This is a genomic window from Streptomyces sp. NPDC050617 (genome assembly GCF_040654795.1).
Taxonomy (GTDB): domain Bacteria; phylum Actinomycetota; class Actinomycetes; order Streptomycetales; family Streptomycetaceae; genus Streptomyces.
Genome location: NZ_JBFAIS010000045.1, coordinates 24,894 through 46,815, shown reverse-complemented (window position 1 = coordinate 46,815; position 21,922 = coordinate 24,894). Strand labels below are relative to the sequence as shown.

The 21,922-nt window shown below is 72.3% G+C and carries 22 protein-coding genes, 2 pseudogenes and 1 CRISPR repeat array; of the genes and pseudogenes, 11 read left to right on the top strand and 13 right to left on the bottom strand.

Annotated features, from left to right (window positions below):
* From AB0I49_RS36210 to AB0I49_RS36185, 6 genes and pseudogenes are all read right to left on the bottom strand, one after another.
* Positions 1–186: pseudogene (locus AB0I49_RS36210) on the bottom strand (ABC transporter permease); the annotation flags it as partial.
* Positions 187–264: 78 nt separating this feature from the next.
* Positions 265–1,119: a glycosyltransferase gene (locus tag AB0I49_RS36205; protein ID WP_363231474.1), complete on the bottom strand. Its 855-nt coding sequence runs from the start codon at positions 1,117–1,119 to the stop codon at positions 265–267.
* A 38-nt stretch (positions 1,120–1,157) separates the two neighbouring features.
* Positions 1,158–1,937, bottom strand: coding sequence for a CDP-alcohol phosphatidyltransferase family protein (locus tag AB0I49_RS36200; RefSeq protein ID WP_363135407.1), 780 nt, complete (start codon positions 1,935–1,937; stop codon positions 1,158–1,160).
* Positions 1,915–2,976, bottom strand: coding sequence for an iron-containing alcohol dehydrogenase family protein (locus tag AB0I49_RS36195; RefSeq protein ID WP_363231471.1), 1,062 nt, complete (start codon positions 2,974–2,976; stop codon positions 1,915–1,917). Before AB0I49_RS36195 ends, AB0I49_RS36200 begins: the two co-directional genes overlap by 23 nt.
* Complete coding sequence (locus tag AB0I49_RS36190; RefSeq protein ID WP_363231470.1) at positions 2,964–3,716, bottom strand: phosphocholine cytidylyltransferase family protein; 753 nt, start codon at positions 3,714–3,716, stop codon at positions 2,964–2,966. Before AB0I49_RS36190 ends, AB0I49_RS36195 begins: the two co-directional genes overlap by 13 nt.
* Entirely contained in the window at positions 3,713–5,545 is a 1,833-nt protein-coding gene (locus AB0I49_RS36185) for a DUF5941 domain-containing protein (protein WP_363231473.1), read from the bottom strand. The genes AB0I49_RS36190 and AB0I49_RS36185 overlap by 4 nt, the downstream gene beginning before the upstream one ends.
* Positions 5,546–5,835: 290 nt before the next feature.
* On the opposite strand from AB0I49_RS36185, the gene galE reads away from it, so the two are divergent.
* The 3 genes from galE to idi all read left to right on the top strand — a co-directional run bounded on the left by galE (position 5,836) and on the right by idi (position 8,565).
* On the top strand, positions 5,836–6,819 hold the full coding sequence (gene galE / locus AB0I49_RS36180; RefSeq protein ID WP_363231469.1) for a UDP-glucose 4-epimerase GalE: 984 nt from the start codon (positions 5,836–5,838) through the stop codon (positions 6,817–6,819).
* Between the two features lie 138 nt (positions 6,820–6,957).
* A complete protein-coding gene (locus AB0I49_RS36175; RefSeq protein ID WP_363231468.1) occupies positions 6,958–7,896 on the top strand; it encodes a cation diffusion facilitator family transporter in 939 nt (312 codons plus the stop codon).
* Between the two features lie 54 nt (positions 7,897–7,950).
* Positions 7,951–8,565 (top strand): isopentenyl-diphosphate Delta-isomerase, encoded by a 615-nt coding sequence (idi, locus tag AB0I49_RS36170; protein ID WP_363231467.1) that lies wholly within the window; start codon positions 7,951–7,953, stop codon positions 8,563–8,565.
* A 39-nt stretch (positions 8,566–8,604) separates the two neighbouring features.
* Here the strand turns inward: idi and AB0I49_RS36165 are convergent, their stop codons facing one another.
* Both AB0I49_RS36165 and AB0I49_RS36160 read right to left on the bottom strand, forming a co-directional pair.
* A complete protein-coding gene (locus AB0I49_RS36165; RefSeq protein WP_363231466.1) occupies positions 8,605–9,108 on the bottom strand; it encodes an ATP-binding protein in 504 nt (167 codons plus the stop codon).
* Between the two features lie 129 nt (positions 9,109–9,237).
* A complete protein-coding gene (locus tag AB0I49_RS36160; protein ID WP_363231465.1) occupies positions 9,238–9,906 on the bottom strand; it encodes an HdeD family acid-resistance protein in 669 nt (222 codons plus the stop codon).
* A 68-nt stretch (positions 9,907–9,974) separates the two neighbouring features.
* On the opposite strand from AB0I49_RS36160, the gene AB0I49_RS36155 reads away from it, so the two are divergent.
* Positions 9,975–10,736, top strand: a complete 762-nt coding sequence (locus AB0I49_RS36155; RefSeq protein WP_363231464.1) for an enoyl-CoA hydratase/isomerase family protein — start codon at positions 9,975–9,977, stop codon at positions 10,734–10,736.
* A 327-nt stretch (positions 10,737–11,063) separates the two neighbouring features.
* Positions 11,064–13,121 carry an ATP-binding protein gene (locus AB0I49_RS36150; protein WP_363231463.1) on the top strand — a complete coding sequence of 686 codons (2,058 nt, stop codon included), beginning with the start codon at positions 11,064–11,066 and terminating at the stop codon, positions 13,119–13,121.
* A gap of 79 nt (positions 13,122–13,200) precedes the next feature.
* Here AB0I49_RS36150 and AB0I49_RS36145 read toward each other — a convergent pair whose 3' ends face one another.
* Together AB0I49_RS36145 and AB0I49_RS36140 are read right to left on the bottom strand one after the other, a co-directional pair.
* The gene (locus tag AB0I49_RS36145) at positions 13,201–13,869 is read right to left on the bottom strand and encodes a YdcF family protein (protein ID WP_363231462.1); all 669 of its coding nucleotides are present in this window, start codon (positions 13,867–13,869) and stop codon (positions 13,201–13,203) included.
* A gap of 15 nt (positions 13,870–13,884) precedes the next feature.
* Positions 13,885–14,433 (bottom strand): annotated as a pseudogene (locus tag AB0I49_RS36140) (hypothetical protein); the annotation flags it as partial.
* 46 nt (positions 14,434–14,479) lie between these two features.
* Between AB0I49_RS36140 and AB0I49_RS36135 the strand changes: the two are divergent.
* Positions 14,480–15,142, top strand: a complete 663-nt coding sequence (locus AB0I49_RS36135) for an HAD family hydrolase (protein ID WP_363231461.1) — start codon at positions 14,480–14,482, stop codon at positions 15,140–15,142.
* Here the strand turns inward: AB0I49_RS36135 and AB0I49_RS36130 are convergent.
* On the bottom strand, positions 15,123–16,373 hold the full coding sequence (locus AB0I49_RS36130) for a transcriptional regulator (protein WP_363231460.1): 1,251 nt from the start codon (positions 16,371–16,373) through the stop codon (positions 15,123–15,125). The genes AB0I49_RS36135 and AB0I49_RS36130 overlap by 20 nt on opposite strands.
* A 273-nt stretch (positions 16,374–16,646) precedes the next feature.
* On the opposite strand from AB0I49_RS36130, the gene AB0I49_RS36125 reads away from it, so the two are divergent.
* The 3 genes from AB0I49_RS36125 to AB0I49_RS36115 are packed head-to-tail and all read left to right on the top strand — an operon-like array spanning position 16,647 to position 17,859.
* Positions 16,647–17,093, top strand: coding sequence for a hypothetical protein (locus tag AB0I49_RS36125; RefSeq protein ID WP_363231459.1), 447 nt, complete (start codon positions 16,647–16,649; stop codon positions 17,091–17,093).
* Positions 17,090–17,344: a hypothetical protein gene (locus tag AB0I49_RS36120; protein ID WP_363231458.1), complete on the top strand. Its 255-nt coding sequence runs from the start codon at positions 17,090–17,092 to the stop codon at positions 17,342–17,344. Before AB0I49_RS36125 ends, AB0I49_RS36120 begins: the two co-directional genes overlap by 4 nt.
* Entirely contained in the window at positions 17,341–17,859 is a 519-nt protein-coding gene (locus AB0I49_RS36115; RefSeq protein WP_363231457.1) for a hypothetical protein, read from the top strand. Before AB0I49_RS36120 ends, AB0I49_RS36115 begins: the two co-directional genes overlap by 4 nt.
* A gap of 217 nt (positions 17,860–18,076) precedes the next feature.
* Positions 18,077–18,354: direct repeats of the CRISPR family, unit length 29 nt; unit sequence GTGGTCCCCGCAGGCGCGGGGGTGGTCCC.
* Positions 18,355–18,356: 2 nt separating this feature from the next.
* Here AB0I49_RS36115 and AB0I49_RS36110 read toward each other — a convergent pair.
* Complete coding sequence (locus AB0I49_RS36110) at positions 18,357–18,971, bottom strand: DJ-1/PfpI family protein (RefSeq protein WP_363231456.1); 615 nt, start codon at positions 18,969–18,971, stop codon at positions 18,357–18,359.
* Between the two features lie 26 nt (positions 18,972–18,997).
* Positions 18,998–19,966 (bottom strand): GlxA family transcriptional regulator, encoded by a 969-nt coding sequence (locus AB0I49_RS36105; protein WP_363231455.1) that lies wholly within the window; start codon positions 19,964–19,966, stop codon positions 18,998–19,000.
* A 132-nt stretch (positions 19,967–20,098) separates the two neighbouring features.
* Between AB0I49_RS36105 and AB0I49_RS36100 the strand changes: the two genes are divergently transcribed.
* The gene (locus tag AB0I49_RS36100) at positions 20,099–20,893 is read left to right on the top strand and encodes an SDR family NAD(P)-dependent oxidoreductase (protein WP_363231454.1); all 795 of its coding nucleotides are present in this window, start codon (positions 20,099–20,101) and stop codon (positions 20,891–20,893) included.
* A 132-nt stretch (positions 20,894–21,025) separates the two neighbouring features.
* The gene (locus tag AB0I49_RS36095; protein WP_363231453.1) at positions 21,026–21,889 is read left to right on the top strand and encodes a hypothetical protein; all 864 of its coding nucleotides are present in this window, start codon (positions 21,026–21,028) and stop codon (positions 21,887–21,889) included.
* Positions 21,890–21,922: the final 33 nt, after the last annotated feature.

Genomic DNA, 21,922 nt, shown 5'->3' with positions numbered 1-21,922 from the left:
CGCCCGGGAAAAAGCAACAATAAAATGCCGCCGATCCCACAACTGCCGCACATACTCCGCCAACCCCGGCCGGGCACCACTCACCGAGAGACCGTACTTCTTGGCCAGGTCGGCGGCGGAGAGCCCGTCGTCGGGTGAAGGCTGGGCACTCATGGCGACCGCACTGTCGTGCGTTGTCTCGCTCACAGTTGACACTTTCGTCCTCAAGGTGCGCTGCCGGGGCCGCACCCCGGATCGCGCCCGATGCTCTCAGCCAAGAGCCTGTCAGATCACGGGAGGCCGGCCCAGTCGGGTCAGGCGCCAAACGGTACGCCACTTCATGGGGCGCCGGGGACCACAGGGTGCGGCCCAGCCCTCCTTGAAACCACCGAGCCAGGCGCGCAGCGCGGGCATGGAAGGGCGCCGGGCCAGGGTGAGCAGCAGCCAGACCCCGAGATAGACGGGTACGAGCAGGGCGGGCAGGTTCCGGCGGGCCAGCCAGACCCGGTTGCGGGCCACCATGCGGTGGTAGACGGCGTGCCGGCTGGGGGCCGTGGTCGGGTGGTGCAGCACCAGGTCCGACCGGTAGTCGATCATCCACCCCGCGTCGAGGGCCCGCCAGGCGAGGTCGGTCTCCTCGTGCGCGTAGAAGAAGTCGTCCGGCAACCCGCCGACCTGGGCGAAGACCGCCGTGCGGACGGCGTTGGCGCCGCCGAGGAAGGTGGTCACGCGCGAGGAGCGCATGGGGTCGGCGGCGCGCAGCCGGGGCACGTGGCGGCGCTGGGTGACGCCGGTCTCCGGGTCCGCGATCCGGAAGCTGATGATGCCGAGCTCCGGGTCGGCGGCGAACGCCTCGCGGCACAGCCGGGCCGTGTCCCGGCCCGGCAGCAGCCCGTCGTCGTCGAGGAAGAGCAGGATGTCGACGTCCCGGCCGCCGGGGCCGAACGCCTCGATGCCGACGTTGCGGCCCGCGGGGATGCCCACGTTCTCGGGCAGTTCCACGGTCCGTACGGTCAGGCCGTCGACCTTGAGGTCGGGCAGCGGGGAGCCGTTGCCGACGACGACGACCTCGATCGGGTCGCCCTCCTGCTCGGCCACCGAGCGGAGCAGCGCGCGCAGTTCGTCGGGGCGGTTGCCCATGGTGAGGACGACCGCGCCGACGCTCGCGCTCGCGGCGCTCACTTGAGCCTGCTGGAGGCGAGGACGGACACGAGGTGCAGCAGGGTCTGGAGGAGCGCGATGCCGGCCATGACGGCGACGCCGAGCCGGGAGAAGAAGAGGTCGCCCCGGATGGAGTCCACGATCGCGAGGACCAGGATCAGCAGGGACGCCTCGATGCAGAGGATGAGCCGGTGGAACTTGAGCGCCCCGGCGGCCCGGCGGGCCAGCGCCATGCCGGAGGAGCGCGGCTCGGACGCCGCTTCCTTGACGGGCGGCAGCCCGCCCTGGTGGCGGGCGACGCCGACGAGGTCGGTCTCGGCCTTGATCAGGATGGCGCCGAGGGCGGCGAGGGTGCCGAGGAAGGCCCAGAGCCAGTCGATCCGGCCGGAGCCCCAGATGTCGGCGGCGCGCATGCCGAAGCCGACGAGCACCGCGGCGTCGCACAGGTAGGCGCCGACGCGGTCCAGGTACACCCCGCCGAGCGAGAACTGCTTCTTCCAGCGGGCGATCTCGCCGTCGACGCAGTCGAGCAGGAGGTAGAGCTGGACCATCAGCACGCCGAGCACGGCGCCCGGTATCCCCGGCACCAGGAGGGCCGGGGCAGCGAGGACGCCGAAGACGGTCATCAGGTAGGTCAGCTGGTTGGGCGTGACCCGCGTGTTCACCAGGTACCGGTCGCAGCGCAGCGAGATCTCCCGCATGTACATGCGCCCGGCCCAGTGCTCACCGCTGCGCCGGTCCTTCACGCCCGCGGGGTGAACGACCGGTCGGAGTTCAGCTACTGATGGCTTTTGCATAGTCGGCGTATGCGTCCCTGATCTGGTCGGTGGACAGGTCCAGGTGTTCCAGGATGGTGAAGCGCCCGGGGCGGGTCTGCGGTGCGTACTCGACGACCTTGACGAACTCCTCGACGCCGAAGCCGATCTCCTCGGGCAGCACCGGCAGGCCGTGGCGGCGGAGCACCTCGACCATGTACGCGGACTCCTCGCGGGCGCCGCGCAGGTGCATCGCGAAGGCCGCGCCGAGGCCGCACTGCTCGCCGTGGCTGGCGGCGCGCTTGGGGTGGAGGAGGTCGAAGGCGTGGTTGATCTCGTGGCAGGCGCCGGAGGCGGGGCGGCTGTCGCCGGCCACCGACATGGAGATGCCGGTGAGCACCAGGCCCTCGGCGAGCACGGTCAGGAAGCCGTCGTCGCCGACGCCGCCGGGGTGGCGGAGCACGGCCTCGCCGGCCTGCCGGGCCATGGCGGCGGCGAGCCCGTCGATGTCCTCGCCGCGTTCGCGGTGGGCCAGCTCCCAGTCCGCGATGGCGGAGATGTTGGAGACGGCGTCGCCGATGCCGGAGCGGACGAAGCGGACCGGGGCCTCGCGGATGACGTCGAGGTCGATGACCACGGCGATCGGGTTCGGGACGCCGTACGAGCCGCGGCCCGCGTCGTTGTCGAGGGTCGCGACGGGCGAGCAGAGGCCGTCGTGCGAGAGGTTGGTCGCGACGGCGACCAGGGGCAGCCCGATGCGGGCGGCGGCGTACTTCGCACAGTCGATGATCTTGCCGCCGCCGAGGCCGACGACCGCGTCGTAGCGGCCGGACTTCATGGCGTCGCCGAGCTTGATCGCGTCGTCCAGGGTGCCGCCGCCGACCTCGTACCAGTCCGCGCCCGGCAGGGCGGGCGCGAGCCGCTCGCGCAGCTTCGCGCCCGAGCCGCCGCTGATCGCGACGGCGAGCTTGCCGGAGCTGGAGATGCGCTGGTCGGCGAGGACGCCGGCCAGGTCGTTCAGGGCTCCGGCGCGGATGTCGACGACCAGCGGCGAGGGGATGAGCCTCGTCAGTACTGGCACGCGATCTCACGGCCCTTCGCGAGGTCGTCGTGGTTGTCGATCTCGACCCACTTGAGGTCGCCGATCGGCGCGGTGTCGATGCGGAAGCCGCGGTTGATGAGCTCCTGGTAGCCGTCCTCGTAGTAGAGGTCGGGGTCCTTCTCGAAAGTAGCCTTGAGCGCGTCGGCGAGCTCCTCGGCGGCCTCGGCCTCGATGAGGGTGACGCCGATGTACTCGCCGGTGGCGGCGGCGGGGTCCATGAGCTTGGTGATGCGCTGGGCGCCCTGGTCGGGGTCGACGACGACCTTCATCTCCTCGTCGGCCAGGTTCTTGACCGTGTCGAGGGCGAGGATGATCTTCTGGCCCTGGCCGCGGGCGTCGAGCAGGGTCCGCTCGACGGAGACGGGGTGCACGGTGTCGCCGTTGGCGAGGATCACGCCCTGCTTGATGACGTCACGGGCGCACCACAGGGAGTAGGCGTTGTTCCACTCCTCGGCCTTGTCGTTGTCGATCAGGGTGAGCTTGAGGCCGTACTTGGCCTCCAGCGCGGCCTTGCGCTCGTACACGGCCTCCTTGCGGTAGCCGACGACGATGGCGACCTCGCTGAGGCCGACCTCCGCGAAGTTGCCGAGGGTCAGGTCGAGGACCGTGATCGACTCCTCCGCCCCCTCGGGTCCCACCGGCACCAGGGCCTTCGGCAGGGTGTCGGTGTAGGGGCGCAGACGCCGTCCAGCGCCGGCTGCCAGCACGAGGCCGATCATGCGGGTTCTCCTGTTTCGTCGTGTACTGCGGGCGCCTTGGAGGACACCCAGAAGCGGATGCTCTCGCTGAGCACCGCGAGCGCGATGGCGGACGCGAGGACCGTCAGCGCGATGGTGAAACCTTGTCCGTGCCACAGGGCGGCGGCGGCCGTGACCGCCAAGACCCGCCCCTCGTGCCCGCCGACCATCCGGACCAGCCAGTTCGGGGGCGCGCCGGTGCCGCCGCGGATGCGGTAGACCGTGTCGTAGTGATGGTAGGCGACCGCGGCCACCAGCCCGAAAGCGGCGGGCAGGGCCCCGTTCACCCCCGATTGGGCGGCGAGCAGCAGGATGATGCCGTACTCGGCGGCGCGGAAGAACGGGGGGACCAGCCAGTCCAGCGGGCCCTTGAGTGGCCGGGCGACGGCGCAGCCGGCGAAGACCGCGTAGACGACGGCCTGCGGGAGGGCCCGCCAGGTGCCGCCGTTGCCGGTGAGGACCGGGCCGACGAAGAGGCAGACGGCGGCCAGCAGGGCCCAGAAGGGGGCGTTGTACGTGCCGGTGGGCAGGGTGCGGCCGAGGGTCCGTACGACGCCGTCCGCGAGCGGGCCGGAGTCGGCGAGGTCGGCGAGGGCCTGGGCGGCGCGGTCGGTGCGGCGGGCCTTGCGGGTCAGGGAGCGCAGCACGCGGCCCGCGGTGGTGTAGCAGGCGGCCAGCGCGCAGCCGATGAGCAGGACGTAGAAGACGACGCGGGGGGTGGTGAGCGCGGTCAGCACCGCGATCATGGCCCAGCGCTCGCCGATGGGCAGCACGATCATCCGGCGCAGCCAGACCGTCCAGCCGACGCTGTCGAGCCGGTCGGAGAGGGCGGCGGTGGGGCTGGTGTTGGCACTGGCGTCGTGGTTGGCCTCGTTGAAGGAGAAGTCCACGACGTGGCGGCAGGTCTGGAGGACCATGGCGCCGAGCGCCAGCGCCCACACGTCGTCGTGGCCGCCGCCGTGGGCCGCGCCGATGGCGAGCCCCGCGTAGTAGGCGTACTCCTTGGCGCGGTCGAACGTCGCGTCGAGCCAGGCGCCGAGGGTGGAGTACTGGAGGGAGTAGCGGGCCAGCTGTCCGTCGGTGCAGTCGAGGACGAAGGAGGCGAGCAGCAGCACGCCGGCCGCGACGAAGCCGGGCCGGGTGCCGGTGGCCGCGCAGGCGGCGGCGATCAGCGCGGTGATCAGGGAGGCGGTGGTGACCTGGTTGGGGGTCAGGCCGCGGCGGGCGCACCAGCGGGCGATGTACCGGGAGTACGGGCTGATGCAGTAGGTGGTGAAGAACCCGTCGCGGGACTTCACCGCGGTGCGCAGCCGGACGGCCTCCTCGTCGACGGCCTCGACGTCGGCGCGGGCCGCGGCGCGCGCCTCGGGGTCCGCCGGGACGTCGGCGACCAGGACGCCGAGGTCGGGCCGGTGGACGGCGGCGCCGCCGGCGTCCAGGGCGTCGGCGATCTCGTCGGGCAGTACGGTCGCGGCGGCGGTCACCGTGGTGTGCGCGGCGCCGGGGGCGCTCTCGGCGGCGGCCGTGACGGCGCGGGCGAGGGCGGCGCGCGCCTCGGGCTGCGCCGTGAGCGCTCCGGTGACGGCGGCGGCGGGGAAGCGGGGGTCGGTCAGGGCGAGGCGCAGGCTGTGTACGTGCCCCACGAAGCGGGCGTCGACCAGCGCCACGCGTCCCCGGGGCGGGAGCGCGGCCAGCTCGGCGGCGGCATCGGCGGCGTCGGCCGCCATACGCACGTCGAAGCCCAGCGATCGCAGGTCGTCCGCGAGGGACGAGCCGGCGACCGGCGGGCCGGTGAGAATGGCGGTGGACAGACGAACTCACTCCTCGGAAGCTGGCATGGCGGCCACGGGTCCACAGGCGTCCGGGCAGCGGGCTGGGTGCGCCTCGGCCCTGGTCGGGCGGGCGGCACGTCGGCAGAGGCTATCGGATCACCGGTGGACGCCGTTCACCGCACGTGCACCCCGGCTTCCCCCGACAGACAGGACGTCCGGGGGCCGTCACAAGTTCCGGCCGGGCGGGGGCTCGTGCAAGCGACAGCATGCTCGATCACCGGCGCACTGAACAAATGAGCGTGTTGCGGCGCTGTGGATAGGGTGCCGTCATGACGTGGCTGATCACAGGTGGGGCGGGATACATCGGGGCGCATGTGGCGCGGGCGATGGCGGCGGCCGGTGAGCGGGTGGTGGTGCTCGACGACTTCTCCAGCGGCATCGCGGAGCGGCTGCCGGCCGAGGTGCCGGTGGTGCGGGGTTCGGTGGCGGACCGCGCGCTGCTGGACCGTACGCTCGCCGGTCACGAGGTGCGGGGCGTGGTGCATCTGGCGGCGAAGAAGCAGGTCGGCGAGTCCGTGGAGCGGCCGCTGCACTACTACCGGGAGAACGTGGGCGGGCTGACGGAGCTGCTGGACGCGTCGGTCGCGGCCGGGGTGGGCAGCTTCGTGTTCTCCTCCTCCGCCGCGGTCTACGGCATGCCGGACGTGGAGCTGGTCACCGAGGACGTCCCGTGCGCGCCGATGAATCCGTACGGCGAGACGAAGCTGGCCGGCGAGTGGCTGGTACGGGCCGCGGGCGCGGCGCACGGCCTGGCGACGGCCTGTCTGCGGTATTTCAACGTGGCGGGCGCCGCGCGTCCGGAGCTGGCCGACACCGGGGTGTACAACATCATCCCGATGATGTTCGACCGGATCACGCGCGGCGAGGCCCCGCGGATCTTCGGCGACGACTACGCGACGCCGGACGGCACGTGCGTCCGCGACTACGTCCACGTCGAGGATCTGGCCGAGGCGCATCTGGCGGCGGCCCGGACGCTGGCCGGGCGCGGCGGGGGCGACCTGACGGTGAACGTGGGGACGGGCGAGGGGGTGTCCGTACGCGAGATGGCCGATCTGATCGGGGAGATCACCGGGCGCCGGGGGCCCGAGCCGGTGGTCGAGCCGCGCCGCCCCGGCGATCCGGCGCGCGTCGTCGCGTCGTGCGAACTGGCCGCGAAGGAGCTGGGGTTCGGCACCCGGCACGATGTGCGCTCGATGGTCGCGTCGGCCTGGGAGGGCTGGTGCCACCACCGTCCGCAGGCCCTCGAAGGCTGAGCCCGGGAGATCGTTTCCGCAGGTCAGAGCCGTGATCACTGGTGCTCGGGGCCGCGTTGCGGGCACCCCCCGCCCGTAGTTGGCTGGAGCTCGGCCGGCCGCCGCCGGCCGGGCGGCGCGGACTCGGGAGGCTCGTTCATGGGCGCAGGGCACGACCACGGGGGGCCGCCGGCCGGGGGTCGCACCGGGACGGCGGCGGCCGCGTACCGGGTGCGGCTGCGGATCGCGCTCGCCATCACGGTCGCGGTGCTGATCGCGGAGCTGGTCGGCAGCGCGCTGACCGGGTCGCTGGCGCTGCTGGCGGACGCGGGCCATATGGCGACGGACGCGGTCGGGGTCTCGATGGCACTGGTGGCGATCCATTTCGCGAACCGCCCGGCGAGCCCGCGGCGGACCTTCGGGTACGCGCGCGCCGAGATCCTGGCGGCGCTCCTGAACTGTCTGCTGCTGCTCGGCGTCGGCGGGTTCATCCTCGTCGAGGCCGCCCGGCGCCTGGTGGCTCCGGCGGAGGTGCCGGGCGGCATGACGGTCGTCTTCGGTCTGGTCGGCATGGCGGCGAATCTGGTCTCGCTGGCGCTGCTGGTGCGCGGCCAGCGGGAGAGCCTGAATGTGCGCGGGGCCTTCCTGGAGGTGCTCTCGGACGCGCTGGGCTCCCTGGCGGTGGTGGTCGCGGCCCTGGTGATCATGGCTACCGGGTGGGTGCGGGCCGACCCGGTGGCCTCCCTGGTGATCGGGCTGATGATCGTGCCGCGTACGGTCAAACTGCTCCGCGAGGCGCTCGACGTGTTGCTGGAGGCCGCGCCGAAGAATGTCGACATGGCCGCTGTCCGGTCGCACATCGTCGCCTTGTCCGGTGTGGAGGGCGTGCACGACCTGCATGTCTGGACCATTACGTCCGGGATGCCGGTGCTCTCCGCGCATGTGGTGGTGGACCGGGAGATCCTGGACGCCACGGGGCACGGAAAGATGCTGCACGACCTCCAGGGCTGCCTGGGCACCCACTTCGATGTGGAGCACTGCACGTTCCAGTTGGAGCCGAGCGGACATGTCGAGCATGAAGCGAGGCTCTGTCACTGACGCCGGTGCCGCGTACGGCAGACTTGGGTCGAAGACCGACAACGAGGATGGTCCATGCCGATCACACCAGCCGAAGGCCGCGCCACGGACACCGCCGCGGACCCCACCGCCCCCGACGGCGCCACCGAACCGATCATGCTGGAGCTGGTCGACGAGCACGGCACGACCATCGGCACCGCGGAGAAACTGTCCGCTCATATCGCCCCCGGCCGGCTGCATCGCGCCTTCTCCGTCTTCCTCTTCGACGACAGCGGGCGGCTGCTCCTGCAGCGCCGGGCGCTGGGCAAGTACCACTCCCCCGGCGTCTGGTCGAACACCTGCTGCGGCCACCCGTACCCGGACGAGCCGCCCTTCGTCGCGGCCGCCCGCCGGACCGGGGAGGAGCTGGGCGTGGCGCCCGCGCTGATGCGCGAGGCGGGCACGGTCCGCTACAACCACCCGGACCCGGCGTCGGGCCTGGTGGAGCAGGAGTACAACCACCTCTTCGCGGGGCTGGTGCGGGCCCCGCTGCGGCCGGACCCCGAGGAGATCGGCGAGACGGCGTTCGTCACGCCGGCGGAGCTGGACGCGCTGCGCGAGCGGGGGCCGTTCTCGGCCTGGTTCATGACGGTGCTGGACGCGGCGCGGCCGGCGATCCGGGAGATCACCGGGCCGTCTGCGGGCTGGTAGCCGGAGATCACCGGGCCGGAGCGAGTCGGCAGCCGGAAATCACCGGGCCGGCGGCAGGTCGGTAGCCGACGTCGTGGGCAGCGGCAGGGCGGCCCAGATCACCTTGCCGCCGCTCGCGGTGTGCTCCACGTCGCACTCGCCCCCGGCCTCGTAGGTGACGGTCTTGACCAGCAGCAGGCCGCGGCCGCCGATCCGGTCGTCGTCCACTTCGAGCGCCTTCGGCCGGTAGGGGTGGTCGTCCTCGACGGCGACGCGCACCCATTTCGCGCCGATGGAGACCTCCACCGCGATCTCCGGCGAGAGCAGCGCGGCGTGCCGCACGGAGTTGGTGACCAGCTCGGAGACGATCAGCAGCAGGTTCTGCACCAGGTCGTCGGAGGCCGGTACGCCCTGGTGGCCGAGCAGGTCGCGGACGGCGTGCCGGGCCTGGGGCACCGAGGATTCGAGCGCGGGAGCCGTGAACCGCCAGGACCCTTCGTACTCGGTCGGCCTCCGAGGCGGGGCCTGCCCCGGGTCGGGCGGGACGCTCCCGAGGATTTCCATGTCCGATACCCACCCATCGCCGTGGCTCGACCACACACACCGAGTGTTGAGAATGTGTTGGTCCGTACCCACCCGCTGAACACAAGTCAGCACCTATCGACGGGTTCTGATCGAAAACGCTGATCGCGGTCAATCCCCTGAGCGATCCCGACCGCCCGGTTTCCCTTTCGAGGAACGATCCGGACTATCAGATTCTGGGCCCGGTCCCCGGATCCCCTCCTCCACCAGCCCCACGACGCGCCGCCCGCCCACGCCGATGGCGATCAGGCCGAGCCCGTCGAAGAGCAGCGCGAGGGAGAAGAAGGTGCCCAGCACGTACAGGCTGCTGTGCGGCCAGTCCGCCAGCACCAGGATGCCCAGCAGCAGCCCGAAGGCGCCCTGCACCAGCGTCCAGCCGAACTGCGGACCGCGCACCACCACGCTGCCCACCAGGCGGAACACGCCGCCGGTGAGGAACAGCAGCGCCGCGAACATCGTCAGCGCCTCGGCCGAGTCGCCCGGGTGCCGGATGACGACCACGCCCGCCGCGATGTTCAGCGCCGCGACCACCACGCCGAGCCAGAAGAAGCTGCTGTCGCGGGACTGCACGGCGTGCGCCAGGCCCACCACGCCGCCGATCAGCAGCAGCCAGCCGAAGAGGAGCATCGAGGTCAGCGTCGCCACACCGACGTAGACCAGACCGACCAGCCCCGCCAGGGCCAGGACCGTGCCGAGCACCGCCAACAGGCCGAAGCTGCGGCTGAGCTTCCGGCTCTCCTTGCGGCCGAGGTCCTTCTCGGGTATCCGGGGTGCGGCCATCAGCGCCTCCTCGTATACACCCCCCGCTTCGGATCATAAGGTCGCCGGGGCCGGATAGCATCCGGCGCATGGAGCCGGATCCCTGCCTGCGTCTCGACACCGCCGACGGCATAGCCACCGTCACCATCAGCAACCCCGCCAAGCGCAACGCGATGACGGGCGCCATGTGGCGCGAGCTGCCGTCGCTGCTGCGGCGGTGCGCCGCCGACACGGACGTACGGGCCCTGGTGCTGACCGGTGACGGGAACACGTTCTGCGCGGGCGCGGACATCGGCGCCCTCACCGAGGGTGACGAAGCGTCGAAGGGGCTGGCGGTGACGGCGGAGGAGGCCCTGGCCGCCTTCCCGAAGCCGACGCTCGCGGCCGTACGGGGCTACTGCGTGGGCGGCGGCTGCCAGCTCGCCGCCGCCTGCGACCTGCGCTTCGTGGCCGAGGACGCGTTCTTCGGGGTGACCCCGGCGAAGCTGGGCATCGTCTACCCCGCCTCCTCGACCCAGCGGCTGGTCTCCCTCGTCGGCCCCTCGGCCGCGAAGTACCTGCTCTTCTCCGCCGAGCTGATCGACGCCGGGCGGGCGCTGCGCACGGGCCTGGTGGACGAGGTCCTGCCGGGCGGCGACCTGGACAAGCGGGTGACGGAGTTCGCGCGGGTGCTCGTCTCGCGCTCGCGGCTCACCCAGGCGGCGGCGAAGGAATTCGCCGCCGGCCCCGCCGACGCGGACCGGATCGCGCACTGGGCGCGCCAGTCACGCGAGAGCGGCGACGCCGCCGAGGGGGTCGCGGCGTTTCTGGAACGGCGGGAACCGCGCTTCGGGTGGGTGCCGAAGCCCTGACGGGCGGCCGGGGGCGGCCGGGGTGGGGCGCCGCTCGCGGCTCGGGGGCGGTCGGCCCCGCCGGGCTGTCGTTCAGCCAAGGGCCGGGACCGCGGCGGGGTAGGCCGGGGGTTGCCGCCGTACGGTCGCCCGGACCGTACGGCGATCGGCGGCGCGGAGCCGCTCCGTGGCGGAGGAAGGCGCTCCGCTCATCGGTGAGGGTGGGTGGGACGCGCGTGCCGAGGGCGGTCCCGTGGGGCCGGGGCCGGGCGGAAAAGCGGGACGTTCACCGTTCGTTTCGCCGTCGGACCGGGTCCGGCGGCGCCGGCGCGGCGGGATACTGATGCCGTGACCGACCACCGGTTGGGCGACCGGCTCGCGACGGCGCGCGAACAGGGCTTCGTCGGCCGCCGCCAGGAGACCGCCGCCTTCCGCGCGCTGCTGACCGCCGGAGACGGCGCGGTGGTCTACGTGCACGGCCCCGGCGGCATCGGAAAGACCGCGCTGCTGCACCACTTCGCCCAGCTCGGGCTGCGGGCGGGCCGGCCGGTGCTCCAGCTCGACGCGCGGGAGCTGCGCCCCTACGGCGAGGAAGCGGCGGCGGCGCTGCCGCGCGAGAGCGGCGCGCTGCTGCTGCTCGACAGCGTCGAGGAACTCGTCGCCGACGAATCGGCCCTGCACCGGGGGCTGCTGCCGAAGCTGCCCGCCGACACCCTCGTCGCCCTCGCCGCGCGCGACGCCCCGCCGCCGGCCTGGCGGCTCGACCCGGCGTGGCAGGGGCTGCTGCACACCATGCCGCTCGCGCCGCTGGACGCGGCGGACAGCGCGGAGCTGCTGCGACGGCGCGGCGTGCCGGAGCACGTACAGGCGTCGGCCCTCGCCTTCACCCGCGGCCATCCGCTGGCGCTCGCCCTCGTCGCGGACATCTCCGCGCAGGGCACGGCCGAGGCGCACCCCGCCGAGTCCCCCGAGGTCATACAGGCGCTGCTGGTCAGCCTGCTGGACGCGGTGCCGACCGCGCCGCACCGGGCCGCGCTGGAGGCCGCCGCGCAGGTGCTGGTCACCACCGAGCCGCTGCTCGCGGCGCTGCTGGAGGTGTCGGACGCCCGGCCCTACTTCGAGTGGCTGCGGGGCCTGTCGGCCATGGAGTACGGGCCGCGCGGCATCCACCCGCACGATCTCGTACGGGCCGCCCTGGACGCGGAGCTGCGCTGGCGCCACCCGGAGCGGCAGCAGACGCTGCGGCGCCGGGCCGGCGCGTACTACCAGCGGGTCTTCACCGACGGGGACCGTACGCGGCAGCGCTCCGTGCTCGCCGACTTCGCGTATCTCCACCGGGAGAGCCCGGTGGTGGGGCCGCTGCTGTCGCCCGTGACGAGCGGGGCGGCCGAGGCGGCGCGACTGGACCGGCTGACCGTGGTCCGCGCGGGAGAGGGCGGGTTGGTGCAGGCGTGCACCATCGCCGCGATCCACGAGGGAGCGCCGTCGGCACGGCTCGTACAGGCCTGGGCGGAGCATCCGGCGTGCGAGACGTACACGGTGTGCGGGCCCGACGGGGTGGCGGCGGGCTTCTACACGCTGCTGGAACTGGCCGCCGAGCCGCTGCCGGACGCGCCGTCGGACCCGGCGGTGACGGCGGCCCGGCAGTGGCTGGCCGGGCGGCTGCGCGGCGACGAGACGGCGCTGCTGGTGCGGTTCTGGATGAGCCGCGACGACTACCAGGACGTCTCGCCGGTGCAGACGCTGATCACGCTGCGGCTGACCCATCACTACCTGACGGACCACCGGCCCGCGGTGACGCTGCTGCCCTTCGCGGACCCGGAGTTCTGGGAGCCGGGCTGCGCGTACGCCGACTTCGCCCGGCTCCCGGCGGCGGACTTCCGCTGCGGCGGCCGTACGTACGGGATGTTCGCGCACGACTGGCGGCGTACGCCGCCGCTCGCCTGGCTGGAACTCCTCACCGAGCGGGAACGGGCCGAGGACCTCATGACCGTCACCGCCCCCCGGCCGCCGGAGGCGCTGCGGGTGCTGGAACGGGACGAGTTCGCCGACGCGGTACGCGACGCCCTCCGCCGCCTGGCCCGCCCGGACGGCCTGCGGGACTCCCCCCTGCTGGCCACCCGCTTCGTCGCCGCTCGCTGCGGCGGGGAAGCGGACGCCCGACTGCGGGCGACGGCCCTGCGGGAGGCGCTCTTGGACGCGACCGCTCTCCTGGAGGACTCGGCCGCGGACCGCCGTGCCTTCCGGGCGCTGCACCATACATACTTGCGCCCGGCGGGCTCCCCGGCGCGGGCGGCGGCTCTGCTGGGCATCCCGATGACGACGTACCGCAGGCAACTGGCTGCGGGGGTGGGGCGGTTGACGGATCTGCTGTGGCGTCAGGAACTGGACGCGACGGGGGACTGACGGATCTCTGGGGGCGGTCTGTTGGCGGGTGGGTTTCGGTCCGGTGGCGGGTGAGCGCAGCCTGCCCGGCTCGGGCAGGTCAGCGGCCGATGAGGCGGCCGGTGAAGCCGTCTCGAACGAGAGATTCGTACCCTGCGCGCACGTCCTCCGGGACCTCCTGCTCGATGGCGAATCCGAGCTTCGGATACTCGATCACCCGCTGGAGGTCGCCGACGAGCATGTCCAGGACGAGTTTCTCGTCACCGATGCCCTTCAGGTAGTCGTCGAGCTCCAGCGGCTCCGACGCGCAGAGGATCTCGGCGTCGGGCCACAGTTTGCCGGCGGTCGCGAACGACCGTCGTTCCATGTAGGGCTTGGAGACCAGCAGCACCGTGCTCGGAGTGATGCCGGCGGCGGCGAGGACCTCGCGGGCGAGGGTGATGTTCTGGCCGGTGTTCGTCGCGTCGGGTTCGAGCAGGATCGCTTCGGCGGGTACGCCGAGGTCTATGGCGTGCTCGCGGAAGTGAACAGCCTCCCCACGAGGGAAGACCTCAGCGGTGGTCGGGCTGTTGCCCCCGGTGAACACAAGGGTGGGGAAGAGCCCGGCCAGGTACAGCTCGGCCGTGCGGGAGGCGACGCCGAGGTCGTGGCTGCCCAAGCCGATCGCCACGTCGACCGGCCGCAGATCATGGTGCATCCGGTGGTAGTCCCAGATCAGCTGGGCCTGACGCCACTGGTCCTCAGTGATGGTCTGTTGCTTGTCACTCACGCGTGTTCTCCCTGATCACCGGTGCCGAGGGCCGGTCGCCCCTCGCTGCTGAATGTCCTCGATACTGCGCAGCTGGTGCACGAGTCCGTACCGCACGGCCACCTCGGCCGCCTGATCGAGGACTACACGGCCATCATCGCGGGTCGCCACGTCGGAGAGCAGGATGTGGCCATGAGCGGTGTCCAACCTCACGCGTTGCATCGGTGATTCAGTGGGCCCGCTGCCGCGGGCAATGTCGATGAAGCGCAGGGCCTGGGAGATGTCGCCGACGCCGCGTCGGGCGAGGGCGAGCTTCTGGTGGGCCACCGACCAGTCGTCGGGTTCCTGGAGTTTTTCGAAATCGCGGGTCGCGGCCTGCATGACACGCGTCGCGTAGTCGTGGTTACCGTCCTTGCTGAGGGCGGTCCCCACCCATAGCCTCGCGCGGGCACGGTCCCGGCGGCAGAGCCGTTCATCAACAGCAAGAGCCTCGTAGTGGTGGGCAGCGATCTCCAGTTGCCCCGCCATCTCCATGACCACCGCGAGGGAGAGATCGAGCTGGGCGACGCGGCGGGGAATGCCGAGCCAGCAGAAGTTTCCTCCGCGCCTCACAGTGCCATACGCTGCCCGCATGATTCGCGCTGTCGTATTCGATGTCGGTGAGTGCCTGATCGACGAGACCCGCGAGTACGGCACATGGGCCGATTGGCTCGGTGTCCCGCGCCACACCTTCGCCGCCATGTTCGGCGCCGTCATCGCCCAAGGCCGCGACTACCGCGAGACCTTCCAGGAATTCCGGCCCGGCTTCGATCTCTACAAGGAGCGCGAGAAGCGGGCAGCGGCCGGTAAGCCGGAATACTTCGGCGAGGAGGATCTCTACTCCGACGTACGGCCCGCCCTCGCCCAGCTACGCGCCGACGGCCTCTGGCTCGGAATCGCGGGCAACCAGACCGTACGCGCCGGCGGCATCCTCCGCGAGTTGTTCACCGGTGACGTCGACCTCATCGGCACGTCCGACGACTGGGGTGCTTCGAAGCCGGACCTTGCCTTCTTCACCCGTGTCGCCGAGGTCGTGCCGTTCACCTCCGACGAGGTTCTGTACGTGGGCGACCGCCTCGACAACGACATCCGCCCGGCCGCCGCCGCGGGAATGAAGACCGCTCTTATCCGGCGCGGCCCGTGGGGCACGATCCAACGGCACGACCCCGAAGCCGACAGCATCTCGACGATCCGTCTCGACTCACTCGGCGAGTTGTCAGAAAAGATCGCGAAGCTCAACGCTGAAGAGCGCTGACCGTCGTCTCCCATCCGTACAGCCGGTCATCGAGGTCGCGGACGCACTGCGTGTGCTGCCACTGCGCGAGGGAGCGCCGCACCTCGCGTACCCGGTCCATGCCCGTGGCGTACCACGTGATCGCGAGCTGATCGAGAGCGCGTACCGCGTACTCGCATGCCGCTTCCGGTCTTCCCGCGGCGGCTTCGACCGCGGCGAGGTCGCCGAAGATCACGGAGCGCTGCTTGTCCTCCGTGCGCGGCAGGTCCTCCAACACGCCGAGCAGGGTTGTCCGCGCCTGCGGCAAGTGTCCTGCCCTCAACTGGGTGTTGCCTTTGAACGCGGCCAGCCTCACCGGGCTGAACCAGTCCATCCACACCGGTGTGGGCGTGGAGTCCCCGGACCCCGCTTCGAGGGCGTCTTCGGCGTGCCCTATGAGGTTCAACGCGGTGCGTGGACTTCCGCAGCGGGTCTCGCACTCCGCTTCAACGGCGTCCAGCCACGCCCACACCTCGGCCGATGCGGGGGCCCTGCGCGCGTAGGCCCGGGCGGCGACCATTCGCTCGGCAGCCTTGTCACGCTGCCCGACCCAGCCTGGGATGAACGCCATGTGCGCGAGGATTGCCGCGCCGAGAAGCGGATCGTCCGCCTCGCCCGCGGCCTGTAGCCCCCGGAGCAGGGTGTCATCAGCCTGATCGGGCTCGCGGAGATCGAAGAATTCAATGCGCCCAGCCAACAGATAGGACTCCGCAAGAGCCGAAGCCACGCTGCGCCGGCAAGCGTTCGTCACCTGGGGGAGCAGTGCGCAGCCGAGACGCGTGTGTTCCAGCACGGCGGGGTGAAGCACTGCGGGGGCGACGCTCCAATACAGACGACGGTGAGAGCGGGTCACCGCGCCGAAGTCCACCCCGACACTGGCAGGTTGAACGGCCGAGGTCGAGCCCGCCGGCACTGCCGCCAGCCTTGCGGCGGCGGCTGTCCCCTCAATCGCCGCACGTCGCGCAGGGGCCGGTCGTTCGCCGGTCGCCCACGGCGGCGTGAAGCCGAGCTCTTCCAGCTCCAGCCCCAGCAGATGGGTGAGGACACGGCCAAGTTCCGGGCTCGGCCACGGCGGGTCCGAAGACTCCCAGCGTCGAACTTGCCGTACACCTACCGTCACGTCCAGCCCCAGCCTGGGGGCCGCCGTCTCGATGGCGTCGGACAGAGCCTGCTGGGAGGCATAACCAGCCGCCACCCTCGCGACCTTGAGCATCCTGTTTCCCACAGGCCGGGCCACCGCACACCTCCGCGTCAGGACAAGGCGCTCCGACCGTCTCACAGTACGTCCTCATTGAGGTGGCCACCACCCCTTCAGGGCAATGAGGGCCCTGGAAAGGCCCTCTTGACGCCCTATCAAAGTCCTCGAATGGGGCCCGAATTAAGAGCACCCTTGATGGATCGCACACGCGGTCAGCCGTGCGCGGGGCATGCGACGAGAGGGCTTCTGATGGTCTCCCTGAGACAGGAACACGCCGCGGCAAGGTTCTTGACCAATACCCAGGTCGCTGCCCAAGCGGCCGAGAGCGAGTGGTGGCGGCGGGGCGTCGCCCTCTTCCTGGTCGGGCCCGCTTGGGACGCGGTGAAGTTGCCCGAGCGCCTGGTGCACGGCGTGGCCGCCGGCAGTGGCCGGGGGCGGGTACGGGCGATGCTGCACGGCCTCGGCGTCACCGGGCCCGTCGCCCGAGTCGGCGCGAGCTACGTGGTTCTCGTACCGCCCGGTACCGCCGCCGAGTGGAACGCGGCAGCGGAGTGCGTCAGCACCACCGCACGCGAAGCCCACTACATGGGCCTGCCCTCACCGCACTCCTGCGAAGGGCCGCGCGCCCACTGGGTCATCCCGCCCAACGACACTTTCAGCCCCGCGTCCACCGTACGCGCCGTGATCGCGGCGGGCGCGGACGTCGTCCTCCACACCGAGGAAGCCGAGTCGTGAACCATCCCGGCGACCGGCGCACGCCGCGCCCCTCCCTTGGAATCAGCCCCGGCCTCGGCGAGGCCATGGAGACGTTGCGGCTCGCCATGTGCGAACGGGCCCTCGACGAGGCCCGGGCCGCCGTCTTCGCGCACCAAGCCCTCTTCACGGACGAGGTCCTGCTGCCGATCACGGGCGCGTTCCGGGCACTGGACGACGCCGTGCGCATCGCGAAGCGCCGCCGCTACCAGCACCCTCAGGACCACCCATGAACGCCACCCGTCATGCCACAGGGGTGAGTTACCCGTCGATGGCACACTGGCTGGCCGCCTCCTCCCCTCGTCCCCGCGCCGTCCACGCCCTCTGGGCCCAGGGCCGCACCGCAACGCTCATCAGCGGCCCCATCTGGGACACCGTCGAAATGCCGCTCGGCCTCGCCGGCCTGGCCTCGACCTACCTCGCCTACCGGGGCCGGCACGTCGGCCCGTACCTGCTGTGCGGTACGGAGTCCACGGCCTGGTGGCTCGTGGGAGCCGGCCTCGGCCAGGCGCTCGCCGACGTGGAGCACGTGAAGGTACTGCCTCCCGGCTCCCCGCTCACCGCGTCCGCGCCCGGCACATACAACGGTGACCGGCTATGGGTCCTGCCCGAGGCCACCGCCGAGACCCCGCGGCCATGGCTGCAACTCACCTCGGCGGAGGCCCTGCTCACGGCCGTCGCTGAGGCCGTACGGTCCCGCCATCCCGCCATCCCGCCTACCGGCCTGGGGCACCTCACTAGCTGGTGATGCCGACCCCTCGGCGACGGGCTGACACGCATCGGAACATCGGCGGCAGGGGCAGGGGCGGCGCCCGGGGTGTCTGTCGCGGGGAGAGCAGACATACTGGCCTTCCCTTCGACCGCAGAGAGGGCGTCGAATACCTGTGCATTCACCCCGTATGCCGGAATCTGCAGAAGTGAGTAAAAACTGCCGCCCGTCTGCGTAACACCGCAGGTCGCGGCCTGTGGTCCCCGCAGGCGCGGGGGTGGTCCCTGTGCTGGGGTGCCGGGCTTCCCCACGCACCGGTGGTCCCCGCAGGCGCGGGGGTGGTCCCGCAGTCACTCCGCCCGTGGCCGAGGTCATCGTGTGGTCCCCGCAGGCGCGGGGGTGGTCCCCACTGGTGGTGGCGGCCCGGTTGGCGAGAAGGGTGGTCCCCGCAGGCGCGGGGGTGGTCCCGCCCGGCCGAGGCCGTCCGTGAAAGACGTGATGTGTTCTGTTCCCCGCACGCGCGGGGGCACCCCCCATCACCCACCCAACTCCGCCACAATGTCCGCCGGTGCCTTCTCCGGGGAGCCCGCGTCGTACGGGGGCTGCGGGTCGTACTCGATCATGAGTTGGATCGACTGGGCGACGCGGTCGCCCGCGATGCGGCCGGCAAGGGTCAGGCCCATGTCGATGCCGGAGGAGACGCCCGCGGCGGTGACGTATTTGCCGTCGGTGACGACGCGGTCGCCCGTGGCCTGCGCGCCGAGGTAGGCGAGCTGGTCCTGGTAGAGCCAGTGTGTGGTGGCGCGGCGGCCCGTGAGGAAGCCGGCGGTGGCGAGGATGAGGGAGCCGGTGCAGACGGACGTCGTCCAGGTGCTGGTGGTGTCGACGGCTCGTAGCCAGTCCTGGACGGCCGCGGACTGGCAGGGGCCGCTCGTGTCGGGGGCGCCTGGGACGACGATGACGTCCGGCGCGGGCACGTCGCCGAGGGCCGCGTCGGCGAACAGGCCGAGGCTGCCGCTGTCGTTGCGTACGAGGCCGGGGCGCTCCGCGACGAAGACGGTCTGCGCGCCCGGCAGACGGCTGAGCGTCTCGTACGGGCCGATGGCGTCGAGGACGGTGACGCCTTCGTACAGGAGGATGGCTGTCTGCATGGTCTGGCTCCTTCTCGGAGGGGGATTCAGGCGGCGGGCAAGGGGGTGAAGCGGCGGCGGTACTCGGCGGGCGCCGTGCCCACCGTCCGCAGGAAGGCGCGGCGCATGGCCTCGGGCGTGCCGTAGCCGCACGCGCGGGAGATCTCCTCGATGCCGTCGGCGGTGTCTTCCAGCAGGCGGCGCGCGGCCTCCAGGCGGACCTGGTCGACGTAGCGGCCGGGGGCCACGCCGGTCTCGGCCTGGAAGGCGCGGGCGAAGTGGCGGGGCGAGAGGTTCGCGCGCCGGGCGAGGGCTTCGACGGAGAGGTCCGCGTCGGGGCGTTCGGTGATCCACTGCTGTACGTCCCGCAGCGGGCGGCGCTGCGCGGTCTGGGCGGCGAGCTGGGCGCTGAACTGCGTCTGGTTGCCGGGCCGGCGCAGGAAGACGACGAGGTGGCGGGCGATGGCGAGCGCGGCGTCCCGGCCGAGGTCCTCCTCGACCAGGGCGAGCGCGAGGTCGATGCCGGAGGTGATGCCGGCGGACGTGGCGACCTTGCCGTCGCGGACGAAGATGGGTTCGGGGTCCACCTGGACGGCCGGGAAGCGTTCGGCGAGCGCGGCGCACTCGGCCCAGTGGGTGGTGGCCCGGCGGCCGTCGAGCAGCCCGGCCTCGGCGAGCAGCAGCGCACCGGTGCACACGGAGACGATGCGGTCGGCGGCCGGGGCGCGGCGGCGCAGCCAGTCCACGAGGCGGGGGTCCGGGGCGCGGGTGCCCCGGCCGCCCGGCACGAGGAGGGTGTGAGGGGTGCGGACGCCGTCCAGTGCGGTGTCGGGGGTGAGCGTGAGGCCGCTGGAGGTGCGTACGGGCGTGCCGTCGAGGGACGCGGTGCGGATACGGTACGCGTCGGGCGGGTCCGCGTGGGCCGAGGCTCCGGCGAAGACCTCCAGGGGGCCGGTCACGTCGAGGCTCTGCACGCCGTCGAAGAGGACGAAGAGCACGCTGCGCTGGGACGTCATGGGAACCATGCTGCTCGGGCCGCCGGATGGCCGCAATGACGGGTTCCCCACCCTTTCTGCCATCGCCAGTCCCCTGTTGTCGATGAACCGGTCCTCTGTTGTCAGAGGGGCGGGTGGGACTAACTTTGCGCCATGGACTTGGAGCTGACGGGTTGTGCCGCGCTGGTGACCGGCAGCAGCGGCGGCATCGGGACAGCGATCGCGGTGCGGCTGGCGGCCGAGGGGTGCGACGTCCTGGTGCACGGGCGGGACGCGGCGGCCGCGGCCAAGGCCGCCGAGGAGGTCGCGCGGCGGGGCGTACGGACCGAGGTGGTGCTCGGGGACCTCGCCGAGGAGGGCGCGGCCGAGAGCATCGGGGCCGCGGCGCGCTCCTTCGGGGCGCGGATCCTGGTCAACAACGCCGGGCCGTTCAGCGAGCACGACTGGGACAGCGCGGAGCCCGCCGACTGGGCTGCGGCGTTCGACGGCAATGTGATCTCCGCGGTGCGGATGACGCGCGAGATGGTGCCGTCGATGCGCGAGTGCGGCTGGGGGCGGGTGATCAACGTCGGGAGCCGGGCGGTGACGACGCCGCTGCCGAACATGGTCGAGTACTCCGCCGCGAAGGCCGCGGTGGTGAACATGACGACGAGCCTGGCGCGGCATCTCGCCGGGACCGGGGTCACCGCGAACTGCGTGAGCCCCGGCGTGATCATGACGCCGTCGCTGCGGTCGATGTTCCAGGAGCGGGCGCGCACCCGCGGCGAGGACGACGGCTGGGGGCGGCTGGAGCCGGAGGTGACGTCGCGGTACGCGCCGAATCCGGTGGGGCGGCTGGGCCGCCCGGACGACGTCGCGGCGGCCGTGGCGTATCTGGCCGGCCCCGTCGCGGACTACGTGAACGGCATCAACCTGCGAGTGGACGGCGGGATCACGCACACGCCGTAGCGCGCGGCGGGGCACGTACACGCCTCAGCGCGCGGCCGGGACGTACGCGCCGCAGCGCACGGCCGGGGTGCTCTCCGGACGGAGGCCGCCGGGCGGTTCCCACCCGTACCGACCAGTCGGTAGCGTGCTCTCATGACTTCTCTGCCGGAGCGCGCCGGACGCCGCTGTTACAGCTATGTCAACACCTTCCACTCCATGGTCTACTTCTCCCCCGACCTCGCCGGCGCGCTCACCGCGCTCGGCATCGACGACGACCGCGCCGCGTACTTCGCCGGGCGCGGCGCCGCCTTCGGCCGGGTCGGCGCGGGCGTCGTCTCCGCGTCCTTCTTCAGCTTCAACCACGAGCTCGTGGCCCGCCACGTGCCGCGCGTATGGGACACCGTCTCGCCCGAGGACGTGCTCGCCGCCCGGCTGGACGCCGCCGACGCCACGCTGCGCCGGCTGCTCGGCGACGAGGCCCTCGCGTCGGCGGAGATGGCCGAGGCCGCGGAGCTGGCGCTGCGCGCGGCCGAGGCGTGCAGCCGCGCCGCCCGCCCGCTGTACGCGGCCCACGCCGACCTGCCCGTGCCGGGCGCCCCGCACCTCGCCTACTGGCACGCCGCCACACTGCTCCGCGAGCACCGCGGCGACGGCCACCTGATGGCGCTGGTCCGCGCCGGGCTCGACCCGGTGGAGGCGCTCGTCAGCCACACCGCGTCCGCGCAGGGCATGAACCCGGAGTGGGTGCTGTCCACGCGCGGCTGGACGGACGCGGACTGGGCGGCGGCACAGGACCGGCTGCGCGGGCGCGGACTGCTGGACTCGGACGGGGAGTTGACCCCGGAGGGCGTCACGCTGCGCGCCGATCTGGAGGACGAGACGGACCGGCTGGACGCGGCCCCGTACGAGCACCTCGGCGCGGCCGGCGTCGCCCGGCTCACGGAGCTGGCGGGCGGCTTCGCGAAGGCCCTCGCCACCGCCGGCGCGTTCCCCGCGGACCTCCTCGGCAAGGGCTGACGACGGCGGCGCTCCGCTCTGTCACCGGCACCT

Excerpts from the sequence above, each read along its gene's own strand:
- AB0I49_RS36205 (WP_363231474.1), bottom strand. The coding sequence starts at position 1,119 with ATGGGCAACCGCCCCGACGAACTGCGCGCGCTGCTCCGCTCGGTGGCC.
- AB0I49_RS36200 (WP_363135407.1), bottom strand. The coding sequence starts at position 1,937 with ATGCAAAAGCCATCAGTAGCTGAACTCCGACCGGTCGTTCACCCCGCG.
- AB0I49_RS36190 (WP_363231470.1), bottom strand. The coding sequence starts at position 3,716 with ATGATCGGCCTCGTGCTGGCAGCCGGCGCTGGACGGCGTCTGCGCCCC.
- galE (WP_363231469.1), top strand. The coding sequence starts at position 5,836 with ATGACGTGGCTGATCACAGGTGGGGCGGGATACATCGGGGCGCATGTG.
- AB0I49_RS36175 (WP_363231468.1), top strand. The coding sequence starts at position 6,958 with ATGGGCGCAGGGCACGACCACGGGGGGCCGCCGGCCGGGGGTCGCACC.
- idi (WP_363231467.1), top strand. The coding sequence starts at position 7,951 with ATGCCGATCACACCAGCCGAAGGCCGCGCCACGGACACCGCCGCGGAC.
- AB0I49_RS36165 (WP_363231466.1), bottom strand. The coding sequence starts at position 9,108 with ATGGAAATCCTCGGGAGCGTCCCGCCCGACCCGGGGCAGGCCCCGCCT.
- AB0I49_RS36160 (WP_363231465.1), bottom strand. The coding sequence starts at position 9,906 with ATGGCCGCACCCCGGATACCCGAGAAGGACCTCGGCCGCAAGGAGAGC.
- AB0I49_RS36155 (WP_363231464.1), top strand. The coding sequence starts at position 9,975 with ATGGAGCCGGATCCCTGCCTGCGTCTCGACACCGCCGACGGCATAGCC.
- AB0I49_RS36135 (WP_363231461.1), top strand. The coding sequence starts at position 14,480 with ATGATTCGCGCTGTCGTATTCGATGTCGGTGAGTGCCTGATCGACGAG.
- AB0I49_RS36130 (WP_363231460.1), bottom strand. The coding sequence starts at position 16,373 with ATGCTCAAGGTCGCGAGGGTGGCGGCTGGTTATGCCTCCCAGCAGGCT.
- AB0I49_RS36115 (WP_363231457.1), top strand. The coding sequence starts at position 17,341 with ATGAACGCCACCCGTCATGCCACAGGGGTGAGTTACCCGTCGATGGCA.
- AB0I49_RS36110 (WP_363231456.1), bottom strand. The coding sequence starts at position 18,971 with ATGCAGACAGCCATCCTCCTGTACGAAGGCGTCACCGTCCTCGACGCC.
- AB0I49_RS36105 (WP_363231455.1), bottom strand. The coding sequence starts at position 19,966 with ATGACGTCCCAGCGCAGCGTGCTCTTCGTCCTCTTCGACGGCGTGCAG.
- AB0I49_RS36100 (WP_363231454.1), top strand. The coding sequence starts at position 20,099 with ATGGACTTGGAGCTGACGGGTTGTGCCGCGCTGGTGACCGGCAGCAGC.
- AB0I49_RS36095 (WP_363231453.1), top strand. The coding sequence starts at position 21,026 with ATGACTTCTCTGCCGGAGCGCGCCGGACGCCGCTGTTACAGCTATGTC.